We start from the raw sequence: 26,180 nt of genomic DNA, 5'->3' as shown, positions 1-26,180 counted from the left end.
TCAGCCCTTCTCGGCGGTGGTCGACGCACCGGGGGTGGTGAGGTCGACGGGGCGTACGCCGAAGTGGGAGAGCATCGCCGTACAGGAGCGGCAGGGGGGTGCGTAGCTGCCGTGGAGCGGGTCGCCGTCCTCGCGGATGTGGCGGGCGGTGAGCCGGGAGTGTTTGAGGGCGCGGCGGGCTTCGCCGTTGGTCAGTGGTTTGCGCCGGGCGCGTTTGGAGCGGCTGCTGTCGGCGGAGGTGAGGTGCCGGGAGAGCAGTATGGCTTCGGGGCAGCGGCCGGTGAAGCGTTCGCGTTGGCTGCTGGTGAGGGTGTCGAGGAAGTCCTGGACGAGGGGGTGGAGGACGGGTGGCTGGTCGCCCTTGCCTGCGGTGCAGGTGAGTGTCTCGCCGCGTACGGACAGTGCTGCGGCCACGGCCGGCAGGATGCCGTCGCGGCGGTGGTGGAGCCGGGGCGTGGGGCTGAGCTCGGTGGCGCGCCAGCTGAGACGTGGGTCTCCGGACGTGACTGTTTGTGCAGTGTGCATGGTGCTGACTTCCCTCCCTGCAATCCCCCGAGTTGCGGGGGACAGCCTGCCAAACGTGCAGGGTGGTGGGGAAGCTGGGGCGGGGAAAGTGTGTCTGCGTGTCGCGGTTCGGCGGTCGGGTCGTCGTGTGCCCGTCACGTGGTGGTGACGTTGTGTGAGGGGTGGTGCGGGGGCGGGGGTCGTTGGTGCGGCACCGCATAGGCTGTGCGGAACACCGGACGCAGCAGGGGGCAACCGCCATGACGACAGGTCGGCTCGGGCAGCACGTCGCGCCACCGAACGCGGCCTACGCCGGGCAGGTCGTGCATTTCCCGGATCCGGTCCGGGCGTCCCGTCACCCGAGGGGTGTGCGGGTGGACGGGGATGGTTATCCGGATTTTTCGCCGTACGCGCGTGCCGCTGCGGAGATCGCCGATCCTCCTCCGGGGTTCGGGGTCGACGAGTTGCGGTTGACGGATTACGTGTCGGCCAATGCTGCCTTGGCGGCGAGCGGTCATGAGTTGTGGGACACGATTCCGGCGGTGGCGACTCCGCACGGCTGGACGTGGCATCACGTGGCCGGTGGCCGGCGGATGGAGTTGGTGCCCGTGGGGGTGAAGGCGTTGCTGCGTCACCACGGTGGGTTGGCGACGGCCTCCGTGGACCAGGATCGGCGGGGTACGCGGCCGTTGCAGGAGACGCGGCCGGCGCATTTCCGGTTGCCGAAGGGTGCTGTGGCGGTGGGCGAGGAGCAGGTCCAGGGGGTCGAGGAGGATCTGGGTTATCGGTTGCCGGGTGCGTACCGCTCGTTCCTGAAGGCGGCCGGCGGGTCGGCTCCGGTGGGGGCGGCTCTGGATGCGGAGCTCGGTCTTCTGGTCGACCAGCCGTTCTTCACGGTGCGCGAGGAGGCCGCTGTGAACGACCTGGTGTATGTGAACAAGTGTTTGCGGGATCACTTCACCAAGGACTATCTGGGCGTGGCTTTCGTCCAGGGCGGCATTGTCGCGGTGAAGGTGCGGGGTGCCGGTGTGGGGTCGGTGTGGTTCTGTGCGTACGACGACGCGCGGGACCGGGACGGCTGGGGTGTGCAGGAGCGTGTGGAGCGGCTGATGCTGCCGTGCGGTGAGGACTTCGATGCTTTCCTCCTGCGTCTCGCGGGCAATCCGCCGGAGCTGGAGACGGTGGCGAACCTGATGGTGGACGGTGGCTTCGCGCGTGCCGTCCCGGTGGAGGGGTGAGCGCGTTGGTGACCTTCGCGCAGGCGCAGGAGCGGGCGGACGAGTGGGTCAACGGTGACGTGCCCGCGTATCAGCACCGTGAGGTGCGGGTCCGTGAATTCGATCTCGGTTTCGTGGTGTGGGCCGAGGACCGGGCGGAGGGACCTGTTTCGGACGGGGGCCGCCAGCGGCTGGTGATCGCCCGTGACAGCGGTGAGGCGACGTTGTGGCCGGGATTGCCGGTGGGTGAGGTGGTCCGGCGGTACGAGGAGGAGTACGGGTCCTCGGTTGCCGTGGCGTCGGCTGCGGCGGAGCCGCCGGAGCGTATCGATCTGCATCAGACGTCGTTCCTGCTGAGTCCGCCGGAGTGGCTTCAGGAGGCGGCGGACAAGCTGGGGCTTCCGGATGGCAGCGGGGAGGCGGATGCGCCGTCGGGCCGGGTTCCGGCTCCCGGTCCGGCGCCGGCCGCCGCCCCGGAGTCTGCTTCTTCGGCGGCTTCCGGGTCCGGCCCGGCCTCCGGAGCGACTCCGTGGCCGGCTGCGGGCGGGCAGCCCGGTCATGAGCCCACGGCGTCGGACGGTGTGCCCGCGGACGCGACGCCGTGGGCGGGTACGGACACCAACGCGGGAACGGACGACGGCGGTGTGCCGCTGCCGGCGACGGTGTTCGCGCCGCCGCTGTCCGGGTCGGACGACGACGAGGCCCCGCCGCCGGTCGTGTCGGCGGAGGCGCCCACGGCGTTGATGTCGGGGGGCAGTCAGCTGCCGCGCACCGCCGTGGTCCCCGGGCTGGACGCCCGGCCCGGTGGACCGGGCGCGCCCGCCGCGGCCGGGGGCTCCGGTACGCCCGCATCGGGCACGCCCGCCGGTGACGGTGCCGCTTCCGGGGCGCAGGACCTCGCGGACGCCGCCACGAGCAAGGCCACCGTGCCGCCGCGTGGCGCGCGCGGGGGCGGTCCGGCCACTCCGCCGCCGCCGGGTGCGCCGGGCACGCCGGGTCTCCGGCCGGGTGCGACCCCGCCGCCTTCGGGTCCGGGCGCGCCCGGTTCTCCGGCGGGCGGGTACCTCCCGACGCAGCTCGTCTCGCAGCTCGGGTCTCCGGACGCTCCGGGTGCTTCGCAGCCCCCGGGCCCGCCCGCGCCTCCCGGTCCGCCCGCGCCTCCCGGTGGCACGCCGCCTCCGGGCGGCGGGATGCACCAGGCGGCGACGATGTTCGCCGACGCGAGCATCGGTGGCCCGAACGCGCCGCGCCCTCCGGGTCCGCCCGGCGCCCCGGGCGCCCCGCAGCCTCCGGGTCCGCCCGGCCCGCCCGCTCCTCCCGGTCCGCCCGGTCCGCCCGGGAGTCCTGGGGCCCCACCGCCTCCCGGCCCGCCGGCCCCTCCGGGTCCGCCCGGTTCTCCGCCGCCGCCCGGTGGCGGGGTGCACCATGCCGCCACGATGCTGGCGGGTCCGGCGCAGGGCGGCCCGGGTGCGCACCGGCCGCCCGGCCCTCCGGGTCCTCCCGGGATGCCGGGACCGCACACGCCGCCGCCTCCCGCGTACGGCTACCCGCAGCAGCCGTCGGGGCTGCCGATGGTGGGTCCGGGGTACCAGGCCGTGCTGCGCTTCCGTGCTCCCGACGGCAGCGAGCAGCAGCTGATCCGCCGTTCGGCGCCGGGTACTCCGCATCCGGAGTGGCAGATGCTGCACGAGTTGCGGGCGATGAACGTGCCGCCGCAGCAGGTCATCGAGCTGCACACGGAGCTCGAGTCGTGCGAGCTGCCCGGCGGTTACTGCGCGCGCATGATCCGGGAGACCTGGCCGCAGGTGCGGATCACGAGCGTCGCTCCGTACGGCACCGACCATGCGAGCAGGCAGCAGGGCATGCAGCACCTGCTGGCGCACCAGGGTGAGCTGCACCAGGTCGCCGACGGTCCGGCGCGTCCGGCGCCGGTGCGGGCGCCGCTGCCGCAGGTGCCGCCGGCGCCGGCGTTGCCGCCGGAGGCCCTGGCGGAGGAGATGCTGGGGGCTTTCGGTCCTCAGGGCGTGCTGCGGTTCGACCAGCGGGCGGTGTCGCGGCAGGGTGTGCCGGAGTCCGTGGCGCGGACGTTGGTGTGGGCGGGGTTGCCGGCCGACTTCGGGCCGTTCTTCTGGGCGCAGCCGGGTCATCCCGTGGTGCCGACGCTGGCCGAGTTGGCGGCCCAGCGTCAGGTGCAGCCGGCCTCGGACGCGGGTTCGTACCTCGTGATGGGGTCCGACTTCGGCCGGGCGGTCTGTGTGCAGTACGGCACGGCGAACATCGTGGCCGTTCCGGTGGAGGCGGGGCCGGGTGGGCAGCCGGTGCCGCCGCAGTTCGTGAACACGGGTCTGCCGGAGTTCGTGCGGTCGATGGCGCTGCTGGGCCGGATGTGGCGGCTGAGGTTCGGGCTGAATCCGGAGCAGGCGGGTCGCTGGACGGTTGATTTCCAGGCGCAGTTGGCGGCGCTCGACCCGGCGGCGCTGGCGTCCCCGGAGAGCTGGTGGTCGGTCCTGCTGGAGCAGATGTGGGACGGGCTGCTCTGATCCGGCCGCGTGGTGCGTAAGAGGCCGTGATCCGTACGAGGTTGTCGGGGGGACCTTCGGCCGGTACCGGACGCGGCACGGGGGCGCGCTTCCGGCGTCGGGCCTGCCCTGGTGGCGGAGCTGCCGGGGCAGGCCGGCAACGCCGGACGTGTGCGTGCCAGGGCGTGGCCGTCCCGTGAGAGGTCGCCCGACAGGTTCTGAGACGCCCGGTCCCGGGAAGGGGCCGGGCGTCGGCGTGTGACGCCGGTCGCTTCCGTCCTGAAAGCGGCTGATCGATTCCGACTTCCGGGCCAATTGCCGCATCCTTGGCGTATTGCTCGATGGTCGGGTGGTCGGAGAGCGGGAGAAGAGGGCTTCAGGGATGAGTGGTGGACCGTTGTCCCGGCACGGTTTCGTCGGCGTACGGGGGCGTGGTTACCGTCCTGAGCAGGTGGACCGTGCGGTGGCCGCGCTGACGGCGGAGCGGGAGGAGGCCGGGGAGCGGCTGTCCCGGCTGACGGCCCTGGCGGAGGAGCTGACGGCGGAGGCGGCGCGGCTGCGTGAGGTGGTGGCCTCACTCGCACCGCAGACGTTCGTCTCGCTGGGGGAGCGGGCGCGGGAGATCCTGGCGCTCGCGGAGGCGGAGGCCGAGGCGGCCCGGGCTGCGGCACTGGAGGACGCGCAGGCGCTGCGGGACGCGGCGGACGCGGCGGGCCGGGCGGCGCGTGACGCGGCGAGGGAGCAGGCGGGGGCCGTACGGGCGGCTGCCGAGGCGCAGGCGGAGGAGGTCCTGGCCGAGGCGCGGGACGCGGCCGGGGCGTTGGTGGCCGAGGCGCGCCGGGAGGCCGACGGGGTGCGCGCGGAGGCGGAGGAGCAGTGGGCGCAGACGCGTCGGCGTACGGCGGGTGTGCTGGCCCATCAGGAGCAGGAGCACGCCGAGCGGGCGAAGGCCGCGGACACGGAGATCGCGGCGGCCGAGGCCGCGGTGGCGGCGCGTGAGGCGGAGCTGACGGCTCGGGGTGAGGCGTTGCTGGCGGGTGCGAGGCGGGAGCTCGCGGACGCGGAGGAGGCGGCCCGGCACGGTCAGGAGGACGCCGAGGCGCGGGCGGCGGAGCTGCTCGCGGGTGCCGGGGTGGCCGAGGAGCGGGTGGTCCGGGAGACGGAGCGGATCCTGCGGGAGCACGAGGAGGGTCGCGAGGAGGTGCAGGCGCACATGGCGCACGTGCGCAACTCGCTGGCGGCGCTGACGGGGCGCCCGGTGCCGGACCGGGAGCCGGCGGGGGACTGACGGCCTTGCGGGGCGTCGGCGGACCTGGGGGGAGCGGGTGGGGCCGGCGGGGTGGACGGCGGGTGCCCGGGGGAGGCGGTGGGGTGCCCGCGCGCGGTGCGCGGGGCCCGGGGGGTTCTGGCGGGTGTACTCCGGGGGGCGGCTCCCGGTGGCGTGCGGTGCCGGGGCGTGTCAGGGGCGGGGCCAGGGCCGCATGGAGAGGTGCTCGATGTCGGTGTTGAAGCGCTTGAGGTAGCCGGCGAAGGCGGCGATGTCCTCGTCCGGCCAGTGCCGCATGACCCGGTCCAGCGACCGGACCACGCGCTCGCGTTCCTCGTCGAGCAGGTGGGCGCCCTTCTCGGTGATGCGGAACTTGCGGGCCATGCCTCCCTCGGGGTCGGCGATCCGCTCGGCGAGTCCGGCGCGCATCGCGGCGGCGGTCTGCCGGTTGAGGGTGGAGGCGTCGAGGCCGAAGGCGTCGCTCAGTTCGCCGATGGACATCGGCCCCTGGACCCGTATGCGGCTGAGCAGGATGTAGGTGCTCCGTTCCAGCAGGTGGCTCCTGTGGCGTCCGCCCCGGTGGTAGGCGAGTTCGTGCCGCCCGAGCAGCATCTGTTCGTACTCGACCTCGTAGGTGGGCCTGGCCATGGGGTGTCGCCTCCTGCTCTCGGACGGGGCCGGCTCGCTTCCGATGCCGGGGGTCCCGTCCCATGATCCCACAGAGTATGTAAGGAACACATCGCATGCATGATGCAATGGACATGTACGATGCACAGCGCCGTTCGGTTTTATGAACAGACGATCTTCTAGGAGCCCCCTTCATGGATGACCCTCAGCCGACAGCCCGATCAGGTGGTGTGGTCGCCACCCTGGCCTTCGCCGGCACCGTGGCAGCGATCATGCAGACCCTGGTCACCCCGCTCATCGCGGAGCTGCCGCAGATCCTGCACACGTCGTCCTCGAACGCCGCCTGGGTGATCACCGTCACGCTGCTGGTCGCGGCGGTGTGCGTACCGATCTCCGGACGCCTCGGCGACCTGCTGGGCAAGCGCCGGATGCTGCTCGTGTGCTCGGTCCCGCTGGTCGTGGGCTCGGTGGTGTGCGCCCTGTCGTCCTCCGTGGTCCCGATGATCGTCGGCCGCGGACTGCAGGGCATGGGCATGGGCATGGTCCCGCTCGGCATCTCCCTGCTGCGTGACGTCGTACCGAAGGAGAAGCTGAGCTCCTCCATCGCCCTGGTCAGCGCCTCCATGGGCATCGGCGGCGCACTCGGCCTGCCGATCGCCTCGGCGGTCGCCCAGTACGCGAACTGGCGGGTGCTGTTCTGGGGCTCCGCCGCCCTCGCCCTCACCATCTGCGCGCTGATCCGGTTCCTCGTCCCGGAGGTTCCGGCCGGAGCCCGGGGCCAGCGCTTCGACGTTCCCGGCGCCCTCGGTCTCGCCGTGGGCCTGGTCTGTCTGCTGCTCGCCGTCTCCAAGGGCGCCGACTGGGGCTGGGCCTCCACGACGACGATCGGTCTGTTCGTCGCCTCCGTCGTGGTGCTGCTCGTCTGGGGACTCTGGGAACTGCGTACCGAGGACCCGCTGGTCGATCTGCGCACCACGGCCCGTCCCCGGGTGCTCATCACCAACATCGCGTCGCTCTTCGTCGGCTTCGGCATGTACGCGGGCATGCTGATCGCCCCGCAGCTGCTGCAGTTCCCGGAGGCGACCGGTTACGGTCTGGGCCAGTCCATGCTCGCCGCGGGCCTCTGGATGGCACCCGGCGGCGTCATGATGATGCTGATCTCCCCGCTCGGCGGGAAGCTCACCGACGCCCGGGGCCCCAAGTTCACCCTGGTCTGCGGGGTACTGGTCATCGCCGCCGCCTACGGACTCGGGATCGTACTCATGGGCAGCGCCTGGGGCCTGATGCTCTTCCTCATGGTCAGCAGCAGCGGCGTCGGCCTCGCCTACGGGGCGATGCCCGCCCTGATCATGAGCTCGGTACCGGCGTCCGAGACGTCCGCGGCCAACGGGTTCAACACCCTCATGCGCTCGCTCGGTACCTCGGTCGGCGCCGCCGTGATCGGCGCGGTCCTCTCCCGGATGACCACCACGACGGGCGGCTTCACCCTCACCTCCGAGGACGGGTTCCGTACCGGCCTGATGTTCGGCTGCGGTGTCGCCCTCGTCGCCGCGCTGATCGCTTCGTTCATCCCGGCCGTCCGCACGTCCCTGACAGCCGGCGGGAAGGCGGACGAGCCCGCCGCCCCGGAGGTGGCCACCGCCACGAGCTGACAGCCGCCCGTCCCCGCACGGCGCGTCCGGCCGTCCGGCTCCGGCCCCGCGAGGGGCGGGACGCCGGACGGCCTGCTGTCAGGACGGGCCGGAGCCCCCGCGCCCCCGCACGTGCCTCTCGAAGCGGACGGCTACCGGTCGGGACGGAAGCGGAGGTCCTGCTTCAACTCGCCTATGAACGAGGTCCAGGAGGTCGCGGTGAAAGCCAGCGCAGGGCCGTCGGCCCTCTTGCTGTCACGGACGGGGACGACGCCGGGGAATCCGTCCGCTACTTGTACGCAGTCGCCCCCCTCCTGATTGCTGTAGCTGCTTTTGCGCCAGGCTGCGTCGGTCAGATCGAGACGGGACACTCGCTTCACGGTGGTTGTCCTCCATCGCGGATCGGATCATGTCGAGTGACATGCGAGGGGGCAGCGCAGCCGCCCGGAGCCGATCGTAAGTCACTGTGAAGCGTCTGACTTCCTCCGGATCCTCGATCAACTGGCCGTAGTGGGCACCCTCCGTGTAGCTGACTTCTGTGCCGTCCGGCAGGACGAGAACGGTCAGGGAGCCGCCCAGGGCATCGTGCTCACCCTGCGCGAACGGCAGCACCTGCACGGTGATGTGGGGTTCCTCCGCCGTGGCCAGCAGCCGGGCCAGTTGGGCTCGCATGACAGCCGGGCCACCCACCGGGCGCCGGAGCACCGCCTCGTCGAGGACCACCCACAACTCGGGGCGGTCGGCGGCGTGCAGGCGTTTCTGGCGGTCCAGTCGTGCCGCGAGTCTCTCCTCCAGATGTTCTTCGTTCTTGAGGGTGCGGCCGACGCCCAGGACCGCCCGCGCGTAAGCCTCGGTCTGCAACAACCCCGGCACCACGTGGGCCGCGTACTGCCTGATCGCCACCGCCCGCGCCGAATGGGCCATGAACGCCCGTGCCCAGTCGGGGAACGCCTCCCGGTAGACGTACGGCCACAGGTCGATCAGCAGGTTGTCCGCCACCAGAGCGGCGTCCAGGGCGTGTGCCAGTTCCAGTGTCGGCCTGGCTCCGGAGGACCGCTCGATCTGGGTGATCCGGGTGCTCACGACGTGCGTCATCCGGCCCAGTTCCGCCTGCGTCAGCCCGGCCGCCGTGCGGAGCCTGCGCACGCGTGATCCGAACAGTGCGGCCATCGAGTCCTGGGGGTCGATCGCTTTGACCATGGCGTCGCTTTCTCTGCTTACGACCGGGAAGGTAATGCTTCATCACCTTCCAAGCGTAGGCGCGACCGTCGACTCTTGATTGCGGAACGTAGTGGATTCCGCACTCTGCGGGATGAGTGAGGAACGGCAGGACGGATGGACCGCACCATGCTCGAGACGGGGAACGTGCCGGACGACGGCTCGGACCGGGAGTCCGACGGCACGTGGAGGGAGGGGCAGGTCGCGGCGGGACTCCCGGAAGGGCGACGGCGTTTCTTCTCCATGCAGTTCACGTCCACCGCGCGCGGTGCCCGGTCCGCGCGGCGGACAGCCGTGAGGCACCTTGAGGAATGGGGGTTTCCGCCGGCGGAGGACGTCTCCTGCACCGTCGCTCTGGTGGTGGCCGAGCTCGCGGCCAACGCGGTTCGTCACGGCGGGGCCCATGGCCGGAACTTTCTCCTCAGCGTGATCCACGAGGTGGACGTCCGGCACATCCGGGTCGAGGTCTCCGACACCTCCCCCGAACTGCCGCCGCTCGCTCCCGCCGGGGCCGCCGACGACGAGGAGTCGGGGCGGGGACTGGTCCTCGTCGGAGTGCTCGCCGCGCGTTGGGGGGCCGACCCCCGGCCGCCCGCGGGGAAGACGGTGTGGGCCGAGTGCCTGGTGGGTCCGCCCGTACGCACGCGTGAAACCGCTGATCAGGTACGCGCAGAGGGTGGTGGGGTCGTCGCGGTATGCGCCCCGGGCGGCTGGGTCGCGGCCGGTGACGTGGTGCCACCGCCCTGCTGACCGCGTGGCTTCCGCGGCCCGTCGCCGGGAGCGGTCTCCGGCCCGTACCGGGGACCGTTCGGGACGCACATCGGCTGCCGAGGTGAACGGCAAGGAATCCGGCGCATACCGTTCTCCGGCCGTGCCGCGTGAACCCGGAGGGGGAACAACGCCGGCGGCGCCCCGAGCGGTCGGACATGGCCGATGCCCGTCCCGACCGGGTCGCTCCGCCGATCCGGGCAGTCCTGCCGGAAACCGCAGCGTTCGAAGAGCCGCTCCACCACCCAGTGGCTCGATCACGACGGGAAATCGCTGACTCCGGCGTTCCCGGTCACGATGTCGACCGCCCATTCCTGGCTGTGCTCCGTGCTCGACGAGGCCTTATCGGGACCGGTGGTGACCCGGCTCCCGGCGAGGCCGGGCACGTCGGTGAAGGTCGTATGCGGCGGGCCGCCTCAGGCGCGATCAGTCAGGAGGCCGTTGTACGGAAAACGGCCATCGGGCGCCATTCGTGGCGTGATTTCCGACGTAGGTGATCCGAAGTCCCCGCAAAGAGCGCAGTCGCCCGCCCTTTCCACTCGTCATCTCATGCCGGGTGCTTCGCCCGATCGACGCGCCGGGTCCATCGGCCGCCCCTTGGCAGGTCGGCCGTCACCTTCGGGGGCCTGGTGCGCACCTTTCCGTGCTCCGCCGTCCCCGCATGTGCAGTGCTGAGGCGACGGCACGTCTGCGAACTCGTCCTCCCCGTGCTGCCCGCACCCGTCGTACGTCAGCTTTCGGCAGGTCGGGCAGACGGTGCGTCGGCGCGTCGTTCCCCTCCTGGGGGCTGTCCCGCACTTCCCGGCGGGCGCGCGGCGTCAGCTATGGCACCTCGCCGCGTTGTCGGAACGTCCCCATACATCCAGTATGCGGACGTTCCTCCGCCTTGCGATGCCCCGCATCCGACGCCGCACGCTGATCCACCGGGAAATGCGGGACAGCCCTTAGGCATCTTCATTTCACGTCTGCAACATTCATGTCATCGCCACAACTCATTTCAACATTCGCACCCTCTTCACACGTGCTGGAATCGCGTTGCTCTACGGATCGCATCGACGGATCGTGACCGGGGCGGCCTCTCCGCCGGTCGTGATTATCCGGACATGGGAGACAGTGGGCCCGACCCGGCATGGCATATCTGGCCGGAAACTGACGGGGCCGGTTTTAGCGACACCGTGCGTCTTGCGGGGGATTGAGCGATTTCCTGAGTTGCTTCGGGCGTCGGAAAAATGATTGCATCACGCCTGACCGTGTGGCGGAAAGTCGCAATGTGACGCCGCGCCCGCATTTCCCTCGACGCTCGGATCGTCAACGAGGCGCGGCCAGGCCCTGTTTCGAAACTGGCGTCGTCTGCCCGAAGGGCAGGTCCGGGGGGCGTCCGGTGCGTGCGATCGCAAGGCGGCCCAGGCCGGAACCAAAGGACGGCAACCGCTTACCCCCATGGGCAGAGCACGCCGATCGGAAGGGAGTAACGTGGGTTGCTCGCATGCCGCAACATGTCCCCTTTTCCCCCTACTCAAGGCGAGTTTACAAGGCTGGCGGGACTACTACTGCGACAGCTCGAGTCAGTGGCAGGACTGTGCGCGCTACAAGATGTCACTCACCGGGGAGCGGGTGCCCATCAGTCTGCTGCCCAACGGAGCCCGCGCGCGGCATCTGGAAAGCGACGGCGTCGGGGACCGGTCCGTCGGGGCCGACCCGAGTCGGACGCCCCGTCAGGCACAGCGGCAGGCGCCGCGGTCCGAACCGTGGTCGCCGGAGCCCGCCTCCTGGGACCGGCCGGCGGAGGCCAGACCGCCTGAGCCGGCGGAAGCCTGGACCGCGGCACCGCGGGCCGCGGCCTGGCACGACGTACCACCCTCGCCGAGTCCCGCCTGGCAGCACCAGCCGCATCAGCCGGCACCCACGCACGCTTCACCGCCGCCCACCGGCCGGTCGGCCCGACGCACGCAGCAGACGACGAAGCTCGGCTGGTGGGCCCGGCTCGCGAACTGGATGAGAGGTCCCGCATGAGTTCCTACTGGCCCTGGTGGGCGGGCGCCGTCGGGCTCGCTCTGGTCACCATCGTCTACACCCTCATCACCGACCGGTCCTTCGGGGTCTCGTCGGCCTGGGACCGGGTGCTGCACTGGCGCAGAGAACGCCGACTCGAGCAGATGGACGAGGAGTTCGGCGACGATCGTGCGCTCGCCGAGGCGCTCGCCGCCGCCACCGCCGAGCACTTCGGGCCGGCCCCCGGCGCGTTCCCCCCGCCGCAGGCGCCGTACGGTGCGGCGCAGCCGCCGTCCCCGCGCGTCGAGCCGGTGGCGGACGGGGACCTCCCGGTCACCGGCCGGCGTCCGGCCCCGCTGGTCACGCAGGCCGCCCTGCTGGTGTCGATATTCCTCGGCGGACTGGTCGCCGCGCTCGTCTCCGGGCGGTTCCAGCTCCGCTACGACATGGGACCGGGCTTCCGGGACCTGGTCACCGCCGATCAGCCGACCATGATCGCCCTGCTGTTCCTGGGAGGGATACTGGTCGGCTTCGGTACCCGACTGGCCGGTGGCTGCAGTTCGGGCCACGGGCTCAGCGGCTGCGGCCGGCTCCAGCCGGTCAGCATCGTCGCGACCGCCGTGTTCTTCGGTACCGCCGTCGCGGTGTCGTTCCTGCTGTGGAAGGTGATCTGATGCGTACCCGGGGCGCAATCCTTTTGGCCAACATCCTCACGGGACTGGCCCTCGGCTTCACCGTCACCAACATCGGCTTCGGCGACTACGCCGAGCTGAACCGCATGTTCACCTTCCAGGACCTGCGCATGTTTCTCGCCTTCGCGGGCGCGGTCGTGATCATCGTGTGTGTGTTCGCTCTGCTGCGGGTCCGCCGTACCCCTGGGCGCATCCACGCCGGCGTGATCCCGGGCGCGGTGTTGTTCGGTACGGGCTGGGCGATCTCCGGCGGGTGCCCGGCGATCCCGATCATCCAGGTCGCCAGCGGGTACCTGCCCGCCGTGGTCACCATCCTGGGCATCGCCCTCGGTATGCGGCTGTGCCGCTGGGCCGGCTCCCGGTACTTCCCTCTGGACAGCGGCTCCTGCGGCATGTGAGCCGGCACGCCCCGCCGGCCCCGGGTGCTCCGTCGAGGCCCTCCGGCCGGGCGCGGACGGTGGCCGGCCGGTTTCCCGGGGCATGGTCTCCGCGACCGGCGCTCACGGTGTCCCTCGACGAACATCCCGTCCGCTTCGGCGGTGCAAGGCGATCCGTGGTCGCGCTCACCGAGCACGACCACGGATGGCCTTTTCCGTGTTCCGTGCGGGGGCGTCCCGCCCACGGCGCGGAAGGCCCGGCGCGGGTTGCGCCTCCGGGGCCCTGCCGCGGGCCGTCCGGGAGGACGCGCGTCCGCCGTCGGCCGGCCCCGTCCCGTACGTGACGGGATCGGGCCGGGCGACGGCGGGTGAGGGTGTTACTTGGTGCCGAGGAGTTGTTCCAGCGGGTCGATGGCGAAGTACACGAGGAAGAGCGCCGCGGTACCCCAGAGCAGCCAGTGCACCTCGCGGGCCTTGCCCAGGCACGCCTTGATGATGACGTAGGCGATGAAGCCGGCGCCGATGCCGTTGGTGATCGAGTAGGTGAACGGCATCACGACGATGGTGAGGAAGGCAGGCACCGCGAACTCGTAGCGGTCCCAGTCGATGTGCTTGACCTGCGTCATCATCAGGAACCCGACGGCGACGAGGGCGGGCGACGCGGCCTGCATGGGCACAATGGTCAGGATGGGCGTGAAGAAGAGGGCGAGGGCGAACAGGCCGCCCGTGATCAGGTTGGCGAAACCGGTGCGGGCGCCTTCTCCGACGCCTGCGGCCGACTCGATGTAGGTGGTGGCGGACGAGGCGGAGGCGGCGCCTCCGGCGACCGCGGCGGCACCGTCGATGAGGAGGACCCGACCGAGGCCCGGCACCTGTCCCCGCTCGTCGAGCAGTCCGGCTTCGGCAGTGACGCCGACGACGGTGCCCATCGTGTCGAAGAAGTCCGACAGGATGAGCGTGAAGATGAGCAGGACGACGGTCAGGACGCTGATCTGCCCGAACGAGCCGAGCAGGTCGAACTGGCCGAGGAGTCCGAAGTCGGGTGCGGCGACGGGGTTGTCGGGCAGCGCGGGGGCGGTCAGACCCCAGGACGTGATGTCGGCGAGCGAGTCGAGGACGATGGCGAGGACGGTCATCACCACGATGCTGATGAGGATGGCGCCCTTGACCTTGCGCGCCAGCAGGACGACCGTGAGGATCACGCCCAGGCAGAAGACGAGCATCGGCCAGCCGGTGAGGGTGCCGGTGCCGAGCTGTACGGGGACCGTGGAGCCCGCGGCGTCCGGGATGCGGGTGACGAACCCGGCGTCCACGAAACCGATGAAGGCGATGAACAGGCCGATCCCGACGCTGATCGCCTGCTTGAGGGCCTGCGGGATGGCGTACATGATCGCCTCGCGCAGCCCGGTCATCACCAGGACACAGATCAGCAGGCCCTCGAGCACGATGAGACCCATGGCGTCGTCCCAGGCCATCAGGGGGGCGACCTGATAGGCGACGACGGCGTTGAGGCCCAGACCCGCGGCCAGGGCGAGCGGCAGGTTTCCGCCCACACCCATGATCAGGGTCATCACCGCGGCCACGAGGGCCGTCGCGGTCACCAGTTGGACGGTGTCCAGCTGCTCGCCGAACTTGTCCTTCGCGCCACCGAGAATGATCGGGTTGAGTACGAGGATGTACGCCATGGTGAAGAAGGTGGCGAAACCACCGCGTACCTCACGGGCGTAGTTCGATCCGCGCTCGGTGATGTGGAAGAACCGGTCGAGGCCACCGCCGGATCTGGTCGGTGGTGTCTCGGCCGTCTCGGCCGTGTCGGCCGTCTGGGTCTCGCTGGGATGCATCACGGTGTCTCCTGGACCTGCAACGAATGGGGACGGGGAAGGACGCCGCTGCCCGAAACAGGGGAGGGCAGTTGTGCGAACACACATGCGGCGCCTTGCGAGCGGATCATACGTGCGAGTGTGCGAGCAGCAAGTGCCTTTGCAGGAGCCTGAGTTAATGGCTCCCGGGGCGTTTGTCGAATCCTCTGGAATCGCCGGTGATCTATTGCGCCAAACCGTGATGCAGAGGACAGGGGCCATGGATTTCCCGGTGACGCTCCCCTTACGTTCTGTGCGTGCACCCTCCACTTCCCTTCAACGCGCGCGCTGCCCAGGCCCTGCGCGAAAAGCTCGGGATGGCTCACGGCCACGTCGCCTACGGCATGCGGTCCTCCTTCGGGACGGCTCACGTCACGCCCGAGCACGTGGCTGCCTGGGAACGCGGCACAGCCATGCCCGACGCCGTCGAACTCGCCGCACTGGCAGGTGCGTTGTGGTGTCATCCCCGCGAACTCATGGGGAGGCCCCGCACGTTGCGCGAACACCGCATCGCCCGGGGGATCGCCCCCGAGGACGTCGCACGCGGTACGGGCCTGCCTCTCGACGTCTACGTCCGTATGGAGGAGACGGGCTGGTGGGCCGGGGACAAGCGGCAGTCCGCGAAACTCGGCACGCTGCTCAGCCTCCCCCCGCGCGACTTCATCGCCATCACCGGGCTGGAGGGCGAACTCGCCCGTCTGCTCACCGAAGCCGTCTCCACCCGGTGGCAGGCGCACGTCCGCGCCATCGCCAAGCTCATCTCCGTCGACCGCAAGGAACTGCACGAGCCGCTGGACGCCATGTACCACGAGTACCAGGCCCTCATGGCCGCCACGCTCAGCCGGGCCGGTGGCAGCACCGCCTCCGGTGAGGACGGGCGGCGCTACCTCGAGGAGATCGTCGACCACTTCTGGGCCTACCTGCCGGAGTAGCCGCCCCGCCTGCGCCCTGGGGTGACAGACGTGGCCGGCGGGGCGGCGCCCGGCGGGATCATCCCGGCGCCGGAGGCGCGCAGCCGGTCCTGGGCGGGGAGCCCGCTTCCCCTGGGACGCGGGGGAGCCCCCGTGTTCGCCCGGACGCGCGCAACGGCACGGCGCCAGCCGCCCGCGCCACCCGCCCGCGCCGGTCGTGCCCGCGCCGGTCGCGCCCCCCTTGCTGCGCCGGGGCAGCGCACCTGAGCCGGTGACACCCGTACCGGAGCCGCCACCGCCATGGCGGTGGTACCCCTACCTGCGCCGGCCGTGTCCGTGGTGCCGCCCGCTGTGCCGGTGGCACCCGCACCCGCCCCGCTCGCGCCCGTACCGGAGCCGCCACCCGCCCTGGCGGTGGGACCCGTACCTGCGCCCGCAGCGCCCGCCGCGAACGCAGTGCCCACGGTGCCCCCGCCGTGCCCGACGCGAACGCAGCGCCCGCCGCGCCGCCCGCTGTGCCGGTGGCACCCGTAGGCGCGGGGGTGCCCGGTGGGCCCGCGCCGTCCGGTCCTGCGCTCACGCCGTCCGGTCCCGCACCCGCGCCGTCCACAGGTCTGCCTTCCCTGTGCGTGTGTCTTCCGGGGGCCGGGCTCTCGGCGTGTGCGGCGCCCGGCAGGAGAAGGCGGGGGCGCAGGGGGTGGGACCCCTACCCAGGTCTCATCCCCAGGGCCCGTTCCCCTAGGGGCAGCTCCGTAGTTCCGCCCAGGGGCCGTTCCTCCCGCCGGAGGACGTGGGATGCCGCGGTCGCTCCTTACCGTGTACTTACACCGCGATCACAGACCGGACGCGGGCGGACCGCAGCAGCCGTGGTGGGGAAAACCCCACCCGAAGACTGCGCTGCGCACCAGCGCGCCGGACCCCTCCCGCACACGAGACTCGGAACGTACACAGGGACGTCCGCGCATCCACCGACATAGGAGATTTACCGTGACAACGGCTGTAACCATTCCCAGGCACGGGGGCACTGGAGAGCGTACGGCCGTCGCCGCGCGAGCGCGCCAGGTCGTCAAGGCGTACGGCACCGGGGAGACCCGGGTCGTCGCGCTCGACCATGTCGACGTGGACATCGCCCGCGGGCAGTTCACGGCGATCATGGGCCCGTCCGGCTCCGGCAAGTCGACGCTGATGCACTGCCTGGCCGGGCTGGACACCGTCACCTCGGGGGAGATCCACCTCGCCGACACCGAGATCACGAAGCTCAAGGACAAGAAGCTCACGCAGCTGCGCCGGGACCGGATCGGCTTCATCTTCCAGGCGTTCAACCTGCTCCCGACGCTCAACGCGCTGGAGAACATCACCCTGCCCATGGACATCGCGGGCCGTAAGCCCGACGCGGGCTGGCTGCGTCAGGTCGTGGAGACCGTCGGACTCGCCGAGCGGCTGAAGCACCGGCCCACCCAGCTCTCCGGCGGCCAACAGCAGCGCGTCGCGGTGGCCAGGGCACTCGCCGCCCGGCCCGACATCATCTTCGGTGACGAGCCCACCGGAAACCTCGACTCGCGGGCCGGCGCCGAAGTGCTGTCCTTCCTGCGCAAGTCCGTCGACGAACTGGGCCAGACCATCGTCATGGTCACCCACGACCCGGTCGCCGCCTCCTACGCGGACCGGGTGCTGTACCTCGCGGACGGCTCCATCGTCGACGAGATGCACAACCCCACGGCCGACCAGGTCCTGGACCGTATGAAGGACTTCGACGCACGCGGGCGGACGTCATGACCGTCTGGAAGACCTCTCTGCGCAACTTCTTCGCGCACAAGGGACGGATGGCGCTCTCCGCCGTCGCGGTCCTGCTGTCGGTGGCGTTCGTCTGCGGCACGCTCGTCTTCACCGACACGATGAACACCACGTTCGACAAGCTGTTCGCGGCCTCGTCCGCCGACGTGACCGTCAGCCCCAAGGCCGCGGGCCGGGCCGACGACATGCCGGAGAACGGCAGGCCCGAAGCGCTGCCCGCCTCCACCGTCGCCCTGGTCGAGAAGGCCGACGGGGTGAAGTCGGCCGAGGGTGGCGTGACCAGCATGTCCGTCACGGTCGTCGACAGGCACGACAAGAACATGGGATCCGAGACCGGGGCGCCCACGATCGCCGGCAACTGGACACGCAACGACCTGCGTTCCATGGAGATCGTCTCCGGCCACGCCCCGCGTGGCCCGACCGAGGTCATGATCGACTCCGACACCGCCGACAAGCACCACCTGAAGATCGGTGACGAGCTGCGCACCATCGCGGTCACCGGCGACATCAGGGCGAAGATCAGCGGCATCGCCGGCTTCACCGTGACCAACCCCGGTGCGGCCGTCGTCTTCTTCGACACCGCCACCGCACAGCGGAAGCTGCTCGGGGCGCCCGGTGTCTTCAGCCACATCTCGGTCACGGCCGACTCCGGTGTCAGTGACACCCAGTTGAAGAAGAACGTCGCCGCGACCCTGGGCACGACCGCCGCGTACAAGCTGCAGACCCAGGACGAGGCCGCGGCGTCGAACAAGGACTCCATGGGCTCCTTCCTCGACGTCATGAAGTACGCGATGCTGGGCTTCGCCGGGATCGCCTTCCTCGTCGGCATCTTCCTCATCGTCAACACGTTCTCGATGCTCGTGGCCCAGCGCACCCGCGAGATCGGCCTGATGCGGGCCATCGGCTCCAGCCGCAAGCAGGTCAACCGGTCGGTCCTCGTCGAAGCGGTACTCCTCGGCATCGTCGGGTCCGTCCTCGGCGTCGGTGCCGGGATCGGCCTCGCCGTCGGGCTGATGAAGCTCATGGGCTCCCTGGGCATGGAGCTGTCCACCGAGGACCTCACCATCGCCTGGACGACCCCCGTCGTCGGGCTGGCGCTCGGCGTGATCGTGACCGTCCTCGCCGCCTACGTCCCGGCCCGCCGGGCAGGCAAGGTGTCGCCGATGGCCGCCCTGCGGGACGCCGGGACCCCGGCGGACGCGACGTCGGGCCGGGTCCGTGCCGGGCTCGGACTGGTCCTCACCGCCGCCGGCGCCGCGGCCCTGTGGGCGACGACGCGGGCGGACGAGGCGGCCGACGGCTCGCTCCTCCTGGCCCTGGGCGTGGTCCTCACCCTGATCGGTTTCGTCGTCATCGGCCCGCTGCTCGCCGGTGTGGTGGTCCGGGCGCTCAGCGCGGTCCTGCTGCGGTTCTTCGGCCCGGTCGGCCGGCTGGCCGAGCGCAACGCCCTGCGCAATCCGCGGCGTACCGGAGCGACCGGCGCCGCACTGATGATCGGTCTGGCCCTGGTGGCCTGTCTTTCCGTCGTCGGCTCCTCCATGGTCGCCTCCGCCACCGAGGAGCTGGACAGGTCGGTCGGCACCGACTTCATCGTCCAGTCGTCCACCGGCCAGCTCATCGTGCCGCAGGCCGCCGAGGCCGTGGAGAAGGCGCCGGGCCTCGAGCACGTCACGAACTACAAGGTCCTCGCCGCGAAGCTCACCAACCCCGACGGTTCGACGGTGGACGAGCACGTCACCGCCGCCGACCCGACGTACCCGCGGGACCTCCGTCGCGAGACGGTCTCCGGCGACCTGGCGAAGGCGTACGGCAAGGATTCCATGTCGGTCGGCTCGGACTACGCCACCCTGCACGGGATCGAGGTCGGCGACGAGATCGCGGTCGCCTTCAAGACCGGCGGGACGGCCGGGCTGAAGGTCGCGGCGATCACCTCGGACGACACGAACGTCGACCAGGGGGCCATGTACCTCAGCACCGCGACCGCGCAGGCGTACGTGTCCGACGAGCGCATGCCGACGAACACGATCATGTTCGCCTCGGCGCAGGACGGCAAGGAGAAGGAGGCGTACGCCGCCCTCAAGGACGCGCTGGCCGGGTACCCCCAGTACAAGGTCCAGAACCAGGCCGACTTCAAGCAGGACCTGAAGGACCAGATCGGCCAGCTGCTGAACATCGTGTACGGGCTGCTCGCCCTGGCGATCATCGTCGCCGTGCTGGGAGTCGTGAACACCCTCGCCCTGTCGGTCGTCGAGCGCACGCGGGAGATCGGCCTGATGCGGGCGATCGGACTCTCCCGCCGCCAGCTGCGCCGCATGATCCGGCTGGAGTCCGTGGTCATCGCCCTCTTCGGTGCCCTCCTCGGCCTCGGCCTGGGCATGGGCTGGGGGACCTCGGCCCAGAGGCTGCTCGCCCTGGAGGGGCTCGGCGTCCTGGAGATCCCGTGGCCGACGATCCTCACGGTGTTCGTCGCCTCGGCCTTCGTCGGACTGTTCGCCGCGCTGGTACCGGCCTTCCGGGCCGGCCGGATGAACGTCCTGAACGCCATCGCCACCGACGGGTGACGGCGCGCGCCGTAGCATGACGGCCTGATCCGGCCCCGGGGCGTCCTTCCAGGCGCCCCGGGGCCGCACCGCGTCCCGGCCCGGTCGCCGTCAGGCGGACAGGACCCGCACCTCGTACTGGGGGATCCACTTGTCCCGCGTGACGACGGTCAGGTCCTCCGTCTGCGCCTGGGCGACGATGATGCGGTCGAAGGGGTCCCGGTGGAGCGGGGGGAGGCGCCCGGCGCGTACGCCGTGTTCGGCTGTGACGGGGAGCTCTCTGAACTGCAGGTCCCGGGCGCGTCCGGCGAGGTCGACGCTGCCTTCCAGCTTCCCGAGGTTCTGCTTGATCGCGATCTCCCAGGGACTCGCGGCGCTGACGTAGACGTCCGCCTCGGTGCGCAGCAGGTCCCTCAGGTCGTCCGGCAGTTCCGGTGAGGCATTCAGCCACCACAGGACGACATGGGTGTCGAGAAGGAGCTTCATCCGCGCATCCCGAACGCCTCGGCGATGTCGTCGGGCAGTTCGTCGAAGTCCTCCGGGATGTGGATCTGTCCGCGAAGGGCCCCGTAGTCGGTCCGGTTGACCTTGGACCGCAGCGGCACGACCTTCGCGATGGGCTCGCCGGCCCTGCTGATCACGACCTCCTCACCGGTCTCGACCTGCTGCAGTATCCGCGAGAAGTGGGTCTTGGCCTCGTGCACGTTGTACTGCCGGGCTGCTTCCATGGACGCCTCACGGATGACGATCGGGCTAAGTAATGGACTAAGGCTAGTCCGCCGCGTCGGCGCGCGCCATGGCGTTCCCTCGCGCGAGGGACACACCGGCGTCGTACGCTGGAGCCCCCGGCCCGTCCCACGTGTCGGGTCCTTCGCGTTGCTCACACCTCGCCCCACCGGACGGAATCCCTTCATGAGCCTGCACGGTCTGCTGGATGTGGTCGTCACCGACCCGGCGCTCTCCGGAGCGGTGAAGGCCGCCTCTGACGGTCACCGGGCCCACGTCGACCTGGTCGGCCCGCCCGCCGCCCGCCCCTTCGCGGTGGCCGCCCTGGCCCGCGAGGCCGGGCGGACCGTGCTCGCCGTCACCGCCACCGGCCGGGAGGCCGAGGACCTGGCGGCGGCCCTGCGGACCTTGCTGCCCCCCGACACCGTCGCCGAGTTCCCGTCCTGGGAGACCCTGCCCCACGAGCGGCTCTCGCCCCGCTCGGACACCGTGGGCCGGCGGCTCGCCGTGCTGCGCCGGCTCGCGCACCCCCGGCAGGACGACCCCGAGACCGGCCCGGTCTCCGTGGTGGTCGCCCCGATCCGTTCCGTGCTCCAGCCGCAGGTCAAGGGGCTCGGCGACCTGGAGCCCGTGGCGCTGAGCAGCGGGCAGACCGCCGATCTGGGCGAGGTCGTGGACGCCCTCGCCGCAGCCGCGTACGCACGGGTGGAGCTGGTCGAGAAGCGCGGCGAGTTCGCCGTGCGCGGTGGCATCCTGGACGTCTTCCCGCCGACCGAGGAGCACCCCCTCCGGGTGGAGTTCTGGGGCGACGACGTCGAGGAGATCCGCTACTTCAAGATCGCCGACCAGCGGTCCCTGGAGGTGGCCGCCCACGGCCTGTGGGCGCCGCCCTGCCGTGAGCTGCTCCTCACGGACGAGGTGCGGTCGAGGGCCGCCACCCTGGCCGAGGCCCACCCCGAGCTGGGCGAACTGCTCGGCAGGATCGCCGAGGGGATCGCCGTCGAGGGCATGGAGTCCCTGGCGCCGGTGCTCGTGGACGAGATGGAACTGCTGCTCGACGTCCTGCCGGCCGGGTCGATGACGCTGGTCTGCGACCCGGAACGGGTCCGGACCCGGGCCGCCGACCTCGTCGCCACCAGCCAGGAGTTCCTCCAGGCGTCCTGGGCGGCCACCGCGGGCGGCGGCGAGGCCCCGATCGATGTGGGCGCGGCCTCCCTGTGGGGCATCGCGGACGTCCGGGACCGGGCCCGTGAGCTGGGCATGATGTGGTGGTCGATCTCCCCGTTCGCGGCGGACGACGAGCTCGACGCGGACACCGTGAAGCTCGGGATGCGCGCCCCGGAGGCGTACCGGGGCGACACCGCACGGGCGCTCGCCGACACGAAGGGCTGGATCGCCGGCGGGTGGCGCACGGTGTATGTCACCGAGGGGCAGGGGCCCGCCTCGCGTACCGTCGAGGTGCTCGGCGGCGAGGGCATCGCGGCCCGGCTGGACCAGCACCTGGCGGAGCTGACGCCCTCGCTCGTCCACGTCTCGTGCGGGGCCGTCGAGCACGGCTTCGTCGACCCGGGCCTCAAGCTCGCCGTGCTGACCGAGACGGACCTGACCGGCCAGCGCACGGCCACCAAGGACCTGGGCCGCATGCCGGCCCGCCGCCGTAAGTCCATCGACCCGCTGACCCTCCAGGCCGGCGACTACATCGTCCATGAGCAGCACGGCGTGGGCCGGTACATCGAGATGGTGCAGCGCACCGTCCAGGGCGCGACCCGTGAGTACCTCCTCGTCGAGTACGCCCCCGCCAAGCGGGGCCAGCCCGGCGACCGCCTCTACATCCCCACCGACCAGCTGGAGCAGGTCACCAAGTACGTCGGCGGCGAGGCACCCACCCTGCACAGGCTGGGCGGCGCCGACTGGACGAAGACGAAGCAGCGCGCCAAGAAGGCCGTCAAGGAGATCGCGGCCGACCTGATCAAGCTGTACTCGGCGCGGATGGCGGCCCCGGGCCACGCGTTCGGCCCGGACACCCCGTGGCAGCGCGAGCTGGAGGACGCGTTCCCGTACGCGGAGACGCCCGACCAGCTCTCCACGATCGCCGAGGTCAAGGAGGACATGGAGAAGTCCGTCCCGATGGACCGGCTGATCTGCGGCGACGTCGGTTACGGCAAGACGGAGATCGCGGTGCGCGCGGCCTTCAAGGCCGTCCAGGACGGCAAGCAGGTCGCCGTCCTCGTCCCGACGACACTCCTCGTCCAGCAGCACTACGGCACGTTCACCGAGCGGTACGCCCAGTTCCCCGTCAACGTACGGGCGCTGAGCCGCTTCCAGTCGGACGCGGAGTCCAAGGCGACGCTGGAGGGGCTGCGCGACGGCTCCGTCGACCTGGTGATCGGCACGCACCGGCTGTTCTCGTCGGAGACGAAGTTCAAGGACCTGGGCCTCGTCATCGTCGACGAGGAGCAGCGCTTCGGCGTCGAGCACAAGGAACAGCTCAAGAAGCTCCGCGCCAACGTGGACGTCCTCACCATGTCCGCGACGCCGATCCCCCGCACGCTCGAGATGGCCGTGACCGGCATCCGCGAGATGTCGACGATCACGACACCCCCGGAGGAGCGGCACCCCGTCCTCACCTTCGTCGGCCCGTACGAGGAGAAGCAGATCGGCGCGGCCGTCCGGCGCGAACTCCTGCGGGAGGGCCAGGTGTTCTACATCCACAACCGGGTGGAGTCGATCGACCGGGCGGCGGCGCGGCTGCGCGAGATCGTGCCCGAGGCGCGGATCGCCACGGCGCACGGGCAGATGGGGGAGAGCCAGCTGGAGCAGGTCGTCGTCGACTTCTGGGAGAAGAGGTTCGACGTGCTGGTCTCCACGACGATCGTCGAGTCCGGCATCGACATCTCCAACGCCAACACACTCATCGTGGAGCGCGGGGACAACTTCGGCCTCTCCCAGCTGCACCAGCTGCGCGGCCGGGTCGGCCGGGGCCGGGACCGCGGCTACTCGTACTTCCTGTATCCGCCGGAGAAGCCCCTCACCGAGACCGCGCACGAGCGTCTGGCGACGATCGCCCAGCACACCGAGATGGGCGCGGGCATGTACGTGGCGATGAAGGACCTGGAGATCCGCGGGGCGGGCAACCTGCTGGGCGGCGAGCAGTCCGGCCACATCGCCGGGGTCGGCTTCGACCTGTACATCCGGATGGTCGGTGAGGCGGTGGCCGACTACCGGGCGGCGGTGGACGGCGGTGTCGAGGAGGAGCCGCCGCTGGAGGTCAAGATCGAGCTCCCGGTCGACGCGCACGTCCCGCACGACTACGCCCCCGGCGAGCGGCTGCGCCTCCAGGCGTACCGGGCGATCGCCTCGGCCACCTCGGAGGACGACATCAGGGCCGTGCGGGAGGAGCTGACCGACCGTTACGGCAAGCTGCCCGAGCCGGTGGAGAACCTCCTGCTGGTGGCGGGACTGCGGATGCTGGCGCGGGCCTGCGGCGTGGGTGAGGTCGTGCTCCAGGGGCCGAACATCCGGTTCGCTCCGGTGGAGTTGCGCGAGTCGCAGGAGCTTCGGCTGAAGCGGCTGCACCCGAAGGCGGTCGTGAAGCAGTCCGCCCACCAGATCCTCGTCCCGCGTCCGGCGGCCGGGCGGATCGGCGGCAAGCCGGTGGTGGGACGCGAACTGCTCTCCTGGACCGGGGAGTTCCTCACGACGATCCTGGGCTCGTAGGCCTGGCGGCTGCCCGGCCGCCCGTGGGCTCAGGCACCGGGTGGCCGGCAGCGGCCGGTCGTTCGCCGTCGTGGCCGGGGACGGTCCGGGGACGGTCCGGGGCCGTCGGTCAGTCGCCGTCGCGGGTGTCGCGGCCGTCGGGGGCGAAGACCAGCTCGGCGATGACCCGGAAGACCTCACCCGGGTCACGGCCGCCCACCGGCGCGTCCAGGTTGCCGCTCAGCAGCAGGGTCGAGAAACCGTGCGCCAGTGACCAGGCGGCGATGCCCGCGAGCCGGTCGTCGTCGCCCCGGCTCGTCGCGGGCAGGCCGCTGATCCCGGCGCGCAGCGCGTCGGTGGCGCGGGCCCTGGCGGCGAGCAGGGCGGGGTCGTCGGGGTGGTGGAGCTCCGGGCGGAACATCACCTGGAAGTGGGCGGGGTGGCCGAGGGCGAACCGGACGTAGGCCACGCCCCGTTCCCGCAGGTCCGGGGCGTCGGCCAGGGCGTCGGCGAAGAGGTCGTACCCCTCGGCCGCGACGGCGGTCAGCAGTCCGGTGCGGTCCTTGAAGTGGTGGGCCGGCGCCGCGTGCGAGACACCCGCACGGCGGGCCAGGCCGCGCAGGGACAGTGCGTCGGGGCCGTCCGCGGCGATGACGTCGAGTGCCGCGGTGAGCACGGCACGCCGCAGGTCACCGTGGTGATAGGTGCGCTCACTGGTCATGGGACGTACCGTACGCCGAATCTAGGCATTGACAAGTTCTCCGGCCGGGCGCACGCTGAATCTGGTCAGTGACAAGATGTACCGCTGCGGGGGAGGCCGGGCATGACCGACGAGCTGGGGCACGTACGGCAGATGTGGCACCTGCTGGAGCCGTTGCACGCCGTTTTCTACTACGCGCCGGAGGTGTTCGAGGAGGCCGCCGCGCTGGGGTACGCCACGGACGAGCGCTGGCCGAGCTATTTCGCGTGGCGGGCGGCGCCGCTCGGGCAGGCCGGGCCGGACCGGGTGGCCGGGACGTTCTACAGCTTCAGCCCGGCCATGGTCCGTACGTACGTCCCGGCAGGGCCGCCGGTGGCACCCGCGCAGGTGGTGCTCGGGGCGCGGACGCGGGCGGTCGACCGGGCGTACCGCGCGCTGTTCGGCGACCTGGTGCACGGCCCGGAGTTCGCCGAGGCCGCCGCGCTGACGCGGCGTGCGGCGCGGGCCGCGGACGTCACCGACCGCCCGCTCGCCGAGGCCAACGCGGCCCTGCCGTGGCCAAAGGCACCGCACCTGACGCTGTGGCAGGCGGCGACGGTCCTGCGCGAGCACCGTGGCGACGGGCATGTCGCGGCGCTGGTCGCGGCGGGCCTCGACCCGGTGGAGTCGCTGGTCTCCTTCGCGGCCGTCGGCGCCGCCCGCCCCGAGGTGTTCGGGAGCCGCGGCTGGAGCGCGGACGAGTGGGAGGCGGCCCGGCGCCGGCTCACCGACCGGGGGCTGTTGGAGGCCGACGGTACGGCCACGGACGCCGGACGGGCGCTGCGCGCGGAGGTCGAACGGCGGACGGACGAGGCCGCGTCCGGCCCGTGGAGGGCGCTCGCCGCCGAGGAGCGCGAGCGGCTCGTGGAGCTGCTGGGGCCCCTGTGGGTGGCGGCCATCGGGTCGGGGCTGCTGCCGGCCGAGACGACGCTGGGCATCGGGAAGGTGTGAGGCCGGGCGGGGCAATGGTGACGGGAGGCAGAGGCTGCCGGGTGGGGGCGGGCGTCCGGCGGCGGTAGGCCCGCCCCCTTCCCGGCCGTTTTCCCCGGGGCCTACCCTGGTCCACTGTGACGCCTCCCGCCGCACGTCCCCGCCCCCGTCCC

Annotated in this window: 19 protein-coding genes and 1 pseudogene; 12 read left to right on the top strand and 8 right to left on the bottom strand. The window is 71.5% G+C overall.

The window, feature by feature from the left end:
* Positions 1-525 carry a YwqJ-related putative deaminase gene (locus BA175_RS28235; RefSeq protein ID WP_069174407.1) on the bottom strand — a complete coding sequence of 175 codons (525 nt, stop codon included), beginning with the start codon at positions 523-525 and terminating at the stop codon, positions 1-3.
* A 239-nt stretch (positions 526-764) separates the two neighbouring features.
* Here BA175_RS28235 and BA175_RS28230 point away from each other — a divergent pair, with 239 nt between their 5' ends.
* The 3 genes from BA175_RS28230 to BA175_RS31345 all read left to right on the top strand — a co-directional run bounded on the left by BA175_RS28230 (position 765) and on the right by BA175_RS31345 (position 5,528).
* Complete coding sequence (locus BA175_RS28230; protein ID WP_069174406.1) at positions 765-1,742, top strand: SMI1/KNR4 family protein; 978 nt, start codon at positions 765-767, stop codon at positions 1,740-1,742.
* On the top strand, positions 1,739-4,261 hold the full coding sequence (locus BA175_RS28225; RefSeq protein WP_069174405.1) for an SUKH-4 family immunity protein: 2,523 nt from the start codon (positions 1,739-1,741) through the stop codon (positions 4,259-4,261). Before BA175_RS28230 ends, BA175_RS28225 begins: the two co-directional genes overlap by 4 nt.
* A 361-nt stretch (positions 4,262-4,622) precedes the next feature.
* Positions 4,623-5,528: a cellulose-binding protein gene (locus BA175_RS31345; protein ID WP_107407666.1), complete on the top strand. Its 906-nt coding sequence runs from the start codon at positions 4,623-4,625 to the stop codon at positions 5,526-5,528.
* Between the two features lie 171 nt (positions 5,529-5,699).
* Here BA175_RS31345 and BA175_RS28215 read toward each other — a convergent pair whose 3' ends face one another.
* A complete protein-coding gene (locus BA175_RS28215) occupies positions 5,700-6,155 on the bottom strand; it encodes a MarR family winged helix-turn-helix transcriptional regulator (RefSeq protein ID WP_069174403.1) in 456 nt (151 codons plus the stop codon).
* Between the two features lie 173 nt (positions 6,156-6,328).
* Here BA175_RS28215 and BA175_RS28210 point away from each other — a divergent pair, with 173 nt between their 5' ends.
* Positions 6,329-7,786, top strand: a complete 1,458-nt coding sequence (locus BA175_RS28210; RefSeq protein ID WP_069174402.1) for an MFS transporter — start codon at positions 6,329-6,331, stop codon at positions 7,784-7,786.
* A gap of 131 nt (positions 7,787-7,917) precedes the next feature.
* Here BA175_RS28210 and BA175_RS32070 read toward each other — a convergent pair.
* Positions 7,918-8,052 (bottom strand): annotated as a pseudogene (locus BA175_RS32070) (DUF397 domain-containing protein); the annotation flags it as partial.
* Positions 8,021-8,935, bottom strand: a complete 915-nt coding sequence (locus BA175_RS28205; protein WP_069174547.1) for a helix-turn-helix domain-containing protein — start codon at positions 8,933-8,935, stop codon at positions 8,021-8,023. The pseudogene BA175_RS32070 and the gene BA175_RS28205, both read right to left, overlap by 32 nt.
* Before the next feature lie 165 nt (positions 8,936-9,100).
* Between BA175_RS28205 and BA175_RS28200 the strand changes: the two genes are divergently transcribed.
* The 3 genes from BA175_RS28200 (at position 9,101) to BA175_RS28190 (ending at position 12,833) form a co-directional block, all read left to right on the top strand.
* Positions 9,101-9,733 carry an ATP-binding protein gene (locus tag BA175_RS28200; RefSeq protein WP_069174401.1) on the top strand — a complete coding sequence of 211 codons (633 nt, stop codon included), beginning with the start codon at positions 9,101-9,103 and terminating at the stop codon, positions 9,731-9,733.
* 2,027 nt (positions 9,734-11,760) lie between these two features.
* Positions 11,761-12,417, top strand: a complete 657-nt coding sequence (locus tag BA175_RS28195) for a YeeE/YedE family protein (RefSeq protein ID WP_069174400.1) — start codon at positions 11,761-11,763, stop codon at positions 12,415-12,417.
* Positions 12,417-12,833 carry a YeeE/YedE thiosulfate transporter family protein gene (locus BA175_RS28190; RefSeq protein ID WP_069174399.1) on the top strand — a complete coding sequence of 139 codons (417 nt, stop codon included), beginning with the start codon at positions 12,417-12,419 and terminating at the stop codon, positions 12,831-12,833. Before BA175_RS28195 ends, BA175_RS28190 begins: the two co-directional genes overlap by 1 nt.
* Before the next feature lie 356 nt (positions 12,834-13,189).
* Here BA175_RS28190 and BA175_RS28185 read toward each other — a convergent pair whose 3' ends face one another.
* Positions 13,190-14,653 (bottom strand): NCS2 family permease, encoded by a 1,464-nt coding sequence (locus BA175_RS28185; protein ID WP_069174398.1) that lies wholly within the window; start codon positions 14,651-14,653, stop codon positions 13,190-13,192.
* A gap of 275 nt (positions 14,654-14,928) precedes the next feature.
* Between BA175_RS28185 and BA175_RS28180 the strand changes: the two genes are divergently transcribed.
* From BA175_RS28180 to BA175_RS28170, 3 genes are all read left to right on the top strand, one after another.
* Entirely contained in the window at positions 14,929-15,603 is a 675-nt protein-coding gene (locus BA175_RS28180; protein ID WP_175420948.1) for a helix-turn-helix domain-containing protein, read from the top strand.
* A gap of 966 nt (positions 15,604-16,569) precedes the next feature.
* Complete coding sequence (locus BA175_RS28175) at positions 16,570-17,358, top strand: ABC transporter ATP-binding protein (RefSeq protein WP_069174396.1); 789 nt, start codon at positions 16,570-16,572, stop codon at positions 17,356-17,358.
* Positions 17,355-19,937, top strand: coding sequence for an ABC transporter permease (locus BA175_RS28170; RefSeq protein WP_069174395.1), 2,583 nt, complete (start codon positions 17,355-17,357; stop codon positions 19,935-19,937). The genes BA175_RS28175 and BA175_RS28170 overlap by 4 nt, the downstream gene beginning before the upstream one ends.
* A gap of 90 nt (positions 19,938-20,027) precedes the next feature.
* Here BA175_RS28170 and BA175_RS28165 read toward each other — a convergent pair whose 3' ends face one another.
* Both BA175_RS28165 and BA175_RS28160 read right to left on the bottom strand, forming a co-directional pair.
* On the bottom strand, positions 20,028-20,402 hold the full coding sequence (locus BA175_RS28165) for a type II toxin-antitoxin system VapC family toxin (RefSeq protein WP_069174394.1): 375 nt from the start codon (positions 20,400-20,402) through the stop codon (positions 20,028-20,030).
* The gene (locus tag BA175_RS28160; protein WP_033305134.1) at positions 20,399-20,644 is read right to left on the bottom strand and encodes a type II toxin-antitoxin system Phd/YefM family antitoxin; all 246 of its coding nucleotides are present in this window, start codon (positions 20,642-20,644) and stop codon (positions 20,399-20,401) included. Before BA175_RS28160 ends, BA175_RS28165 begins: the two co-directional genes overlap by 4 nt.
* A 184-nt stretch (positions 20,645-20,828) precedes the next feature.
* Between BA175_RS28160 and mfd the strand changes: the two genes are divergently transcribed.
* Complete coding sequence (mfd, locus tag BA175_RS28155; RefSeq protein ID WP_069174393.1) at positions 20,829-24,359, top strand: transcription-repair coupling factor; 3,531 nt, start codon at positions 20,829-20,831, stop codon at positions 24,357-24,359.
* Positions 24,360-24,468: 109 nt separating this feature from the next.
* Here mfd and BA175_RS28150 read toward each other — a convergent pair whose 3' ends face one another.
* Positions 24,469-25,059 (bottom strand): TetR/AcrR family transcriptional regulator, encoded by a 591-nt coding sequence (locus tag BA175_RS28150; RefSeq protein WP_069174392.1) that lies wholly within the window; start codon positions 25,057-25,059, stop codon positions 24,469-24,471.
* Positions 25,060-25,161: 102 nt separating this feature from the next.
* Between BA175_RS28150 and BA175_RS28145 the strand changes: the two genes are divergently transcribed.
* Positions 25,162-26,028 (top strand): SCO6745 family protein, encoded by an 867-nt coding sequence (locus BA175_RS28145; RefSeq protein WP_069174391.1) that lies wholly within the window; start codon positions 25,162-25,164, stop codon positions 26,026-26,028.
* Positions 26,029-26,180: the final 152 nt, after the last annotated feature.

It is taken from the genome of Streptomyces griseus (assembly GCF_001715295.1).
GTDB classification, from domain to species: domain Bacteria; phylum Actinomycetota; class Actinomycetes; order Streptomycetales; family Streptomycetaceae; genus Streptomyces; species Streptomyces griseus_G.
This window is presented reverse-complemented; position numbering and strand designations above follow the sequence as displayed.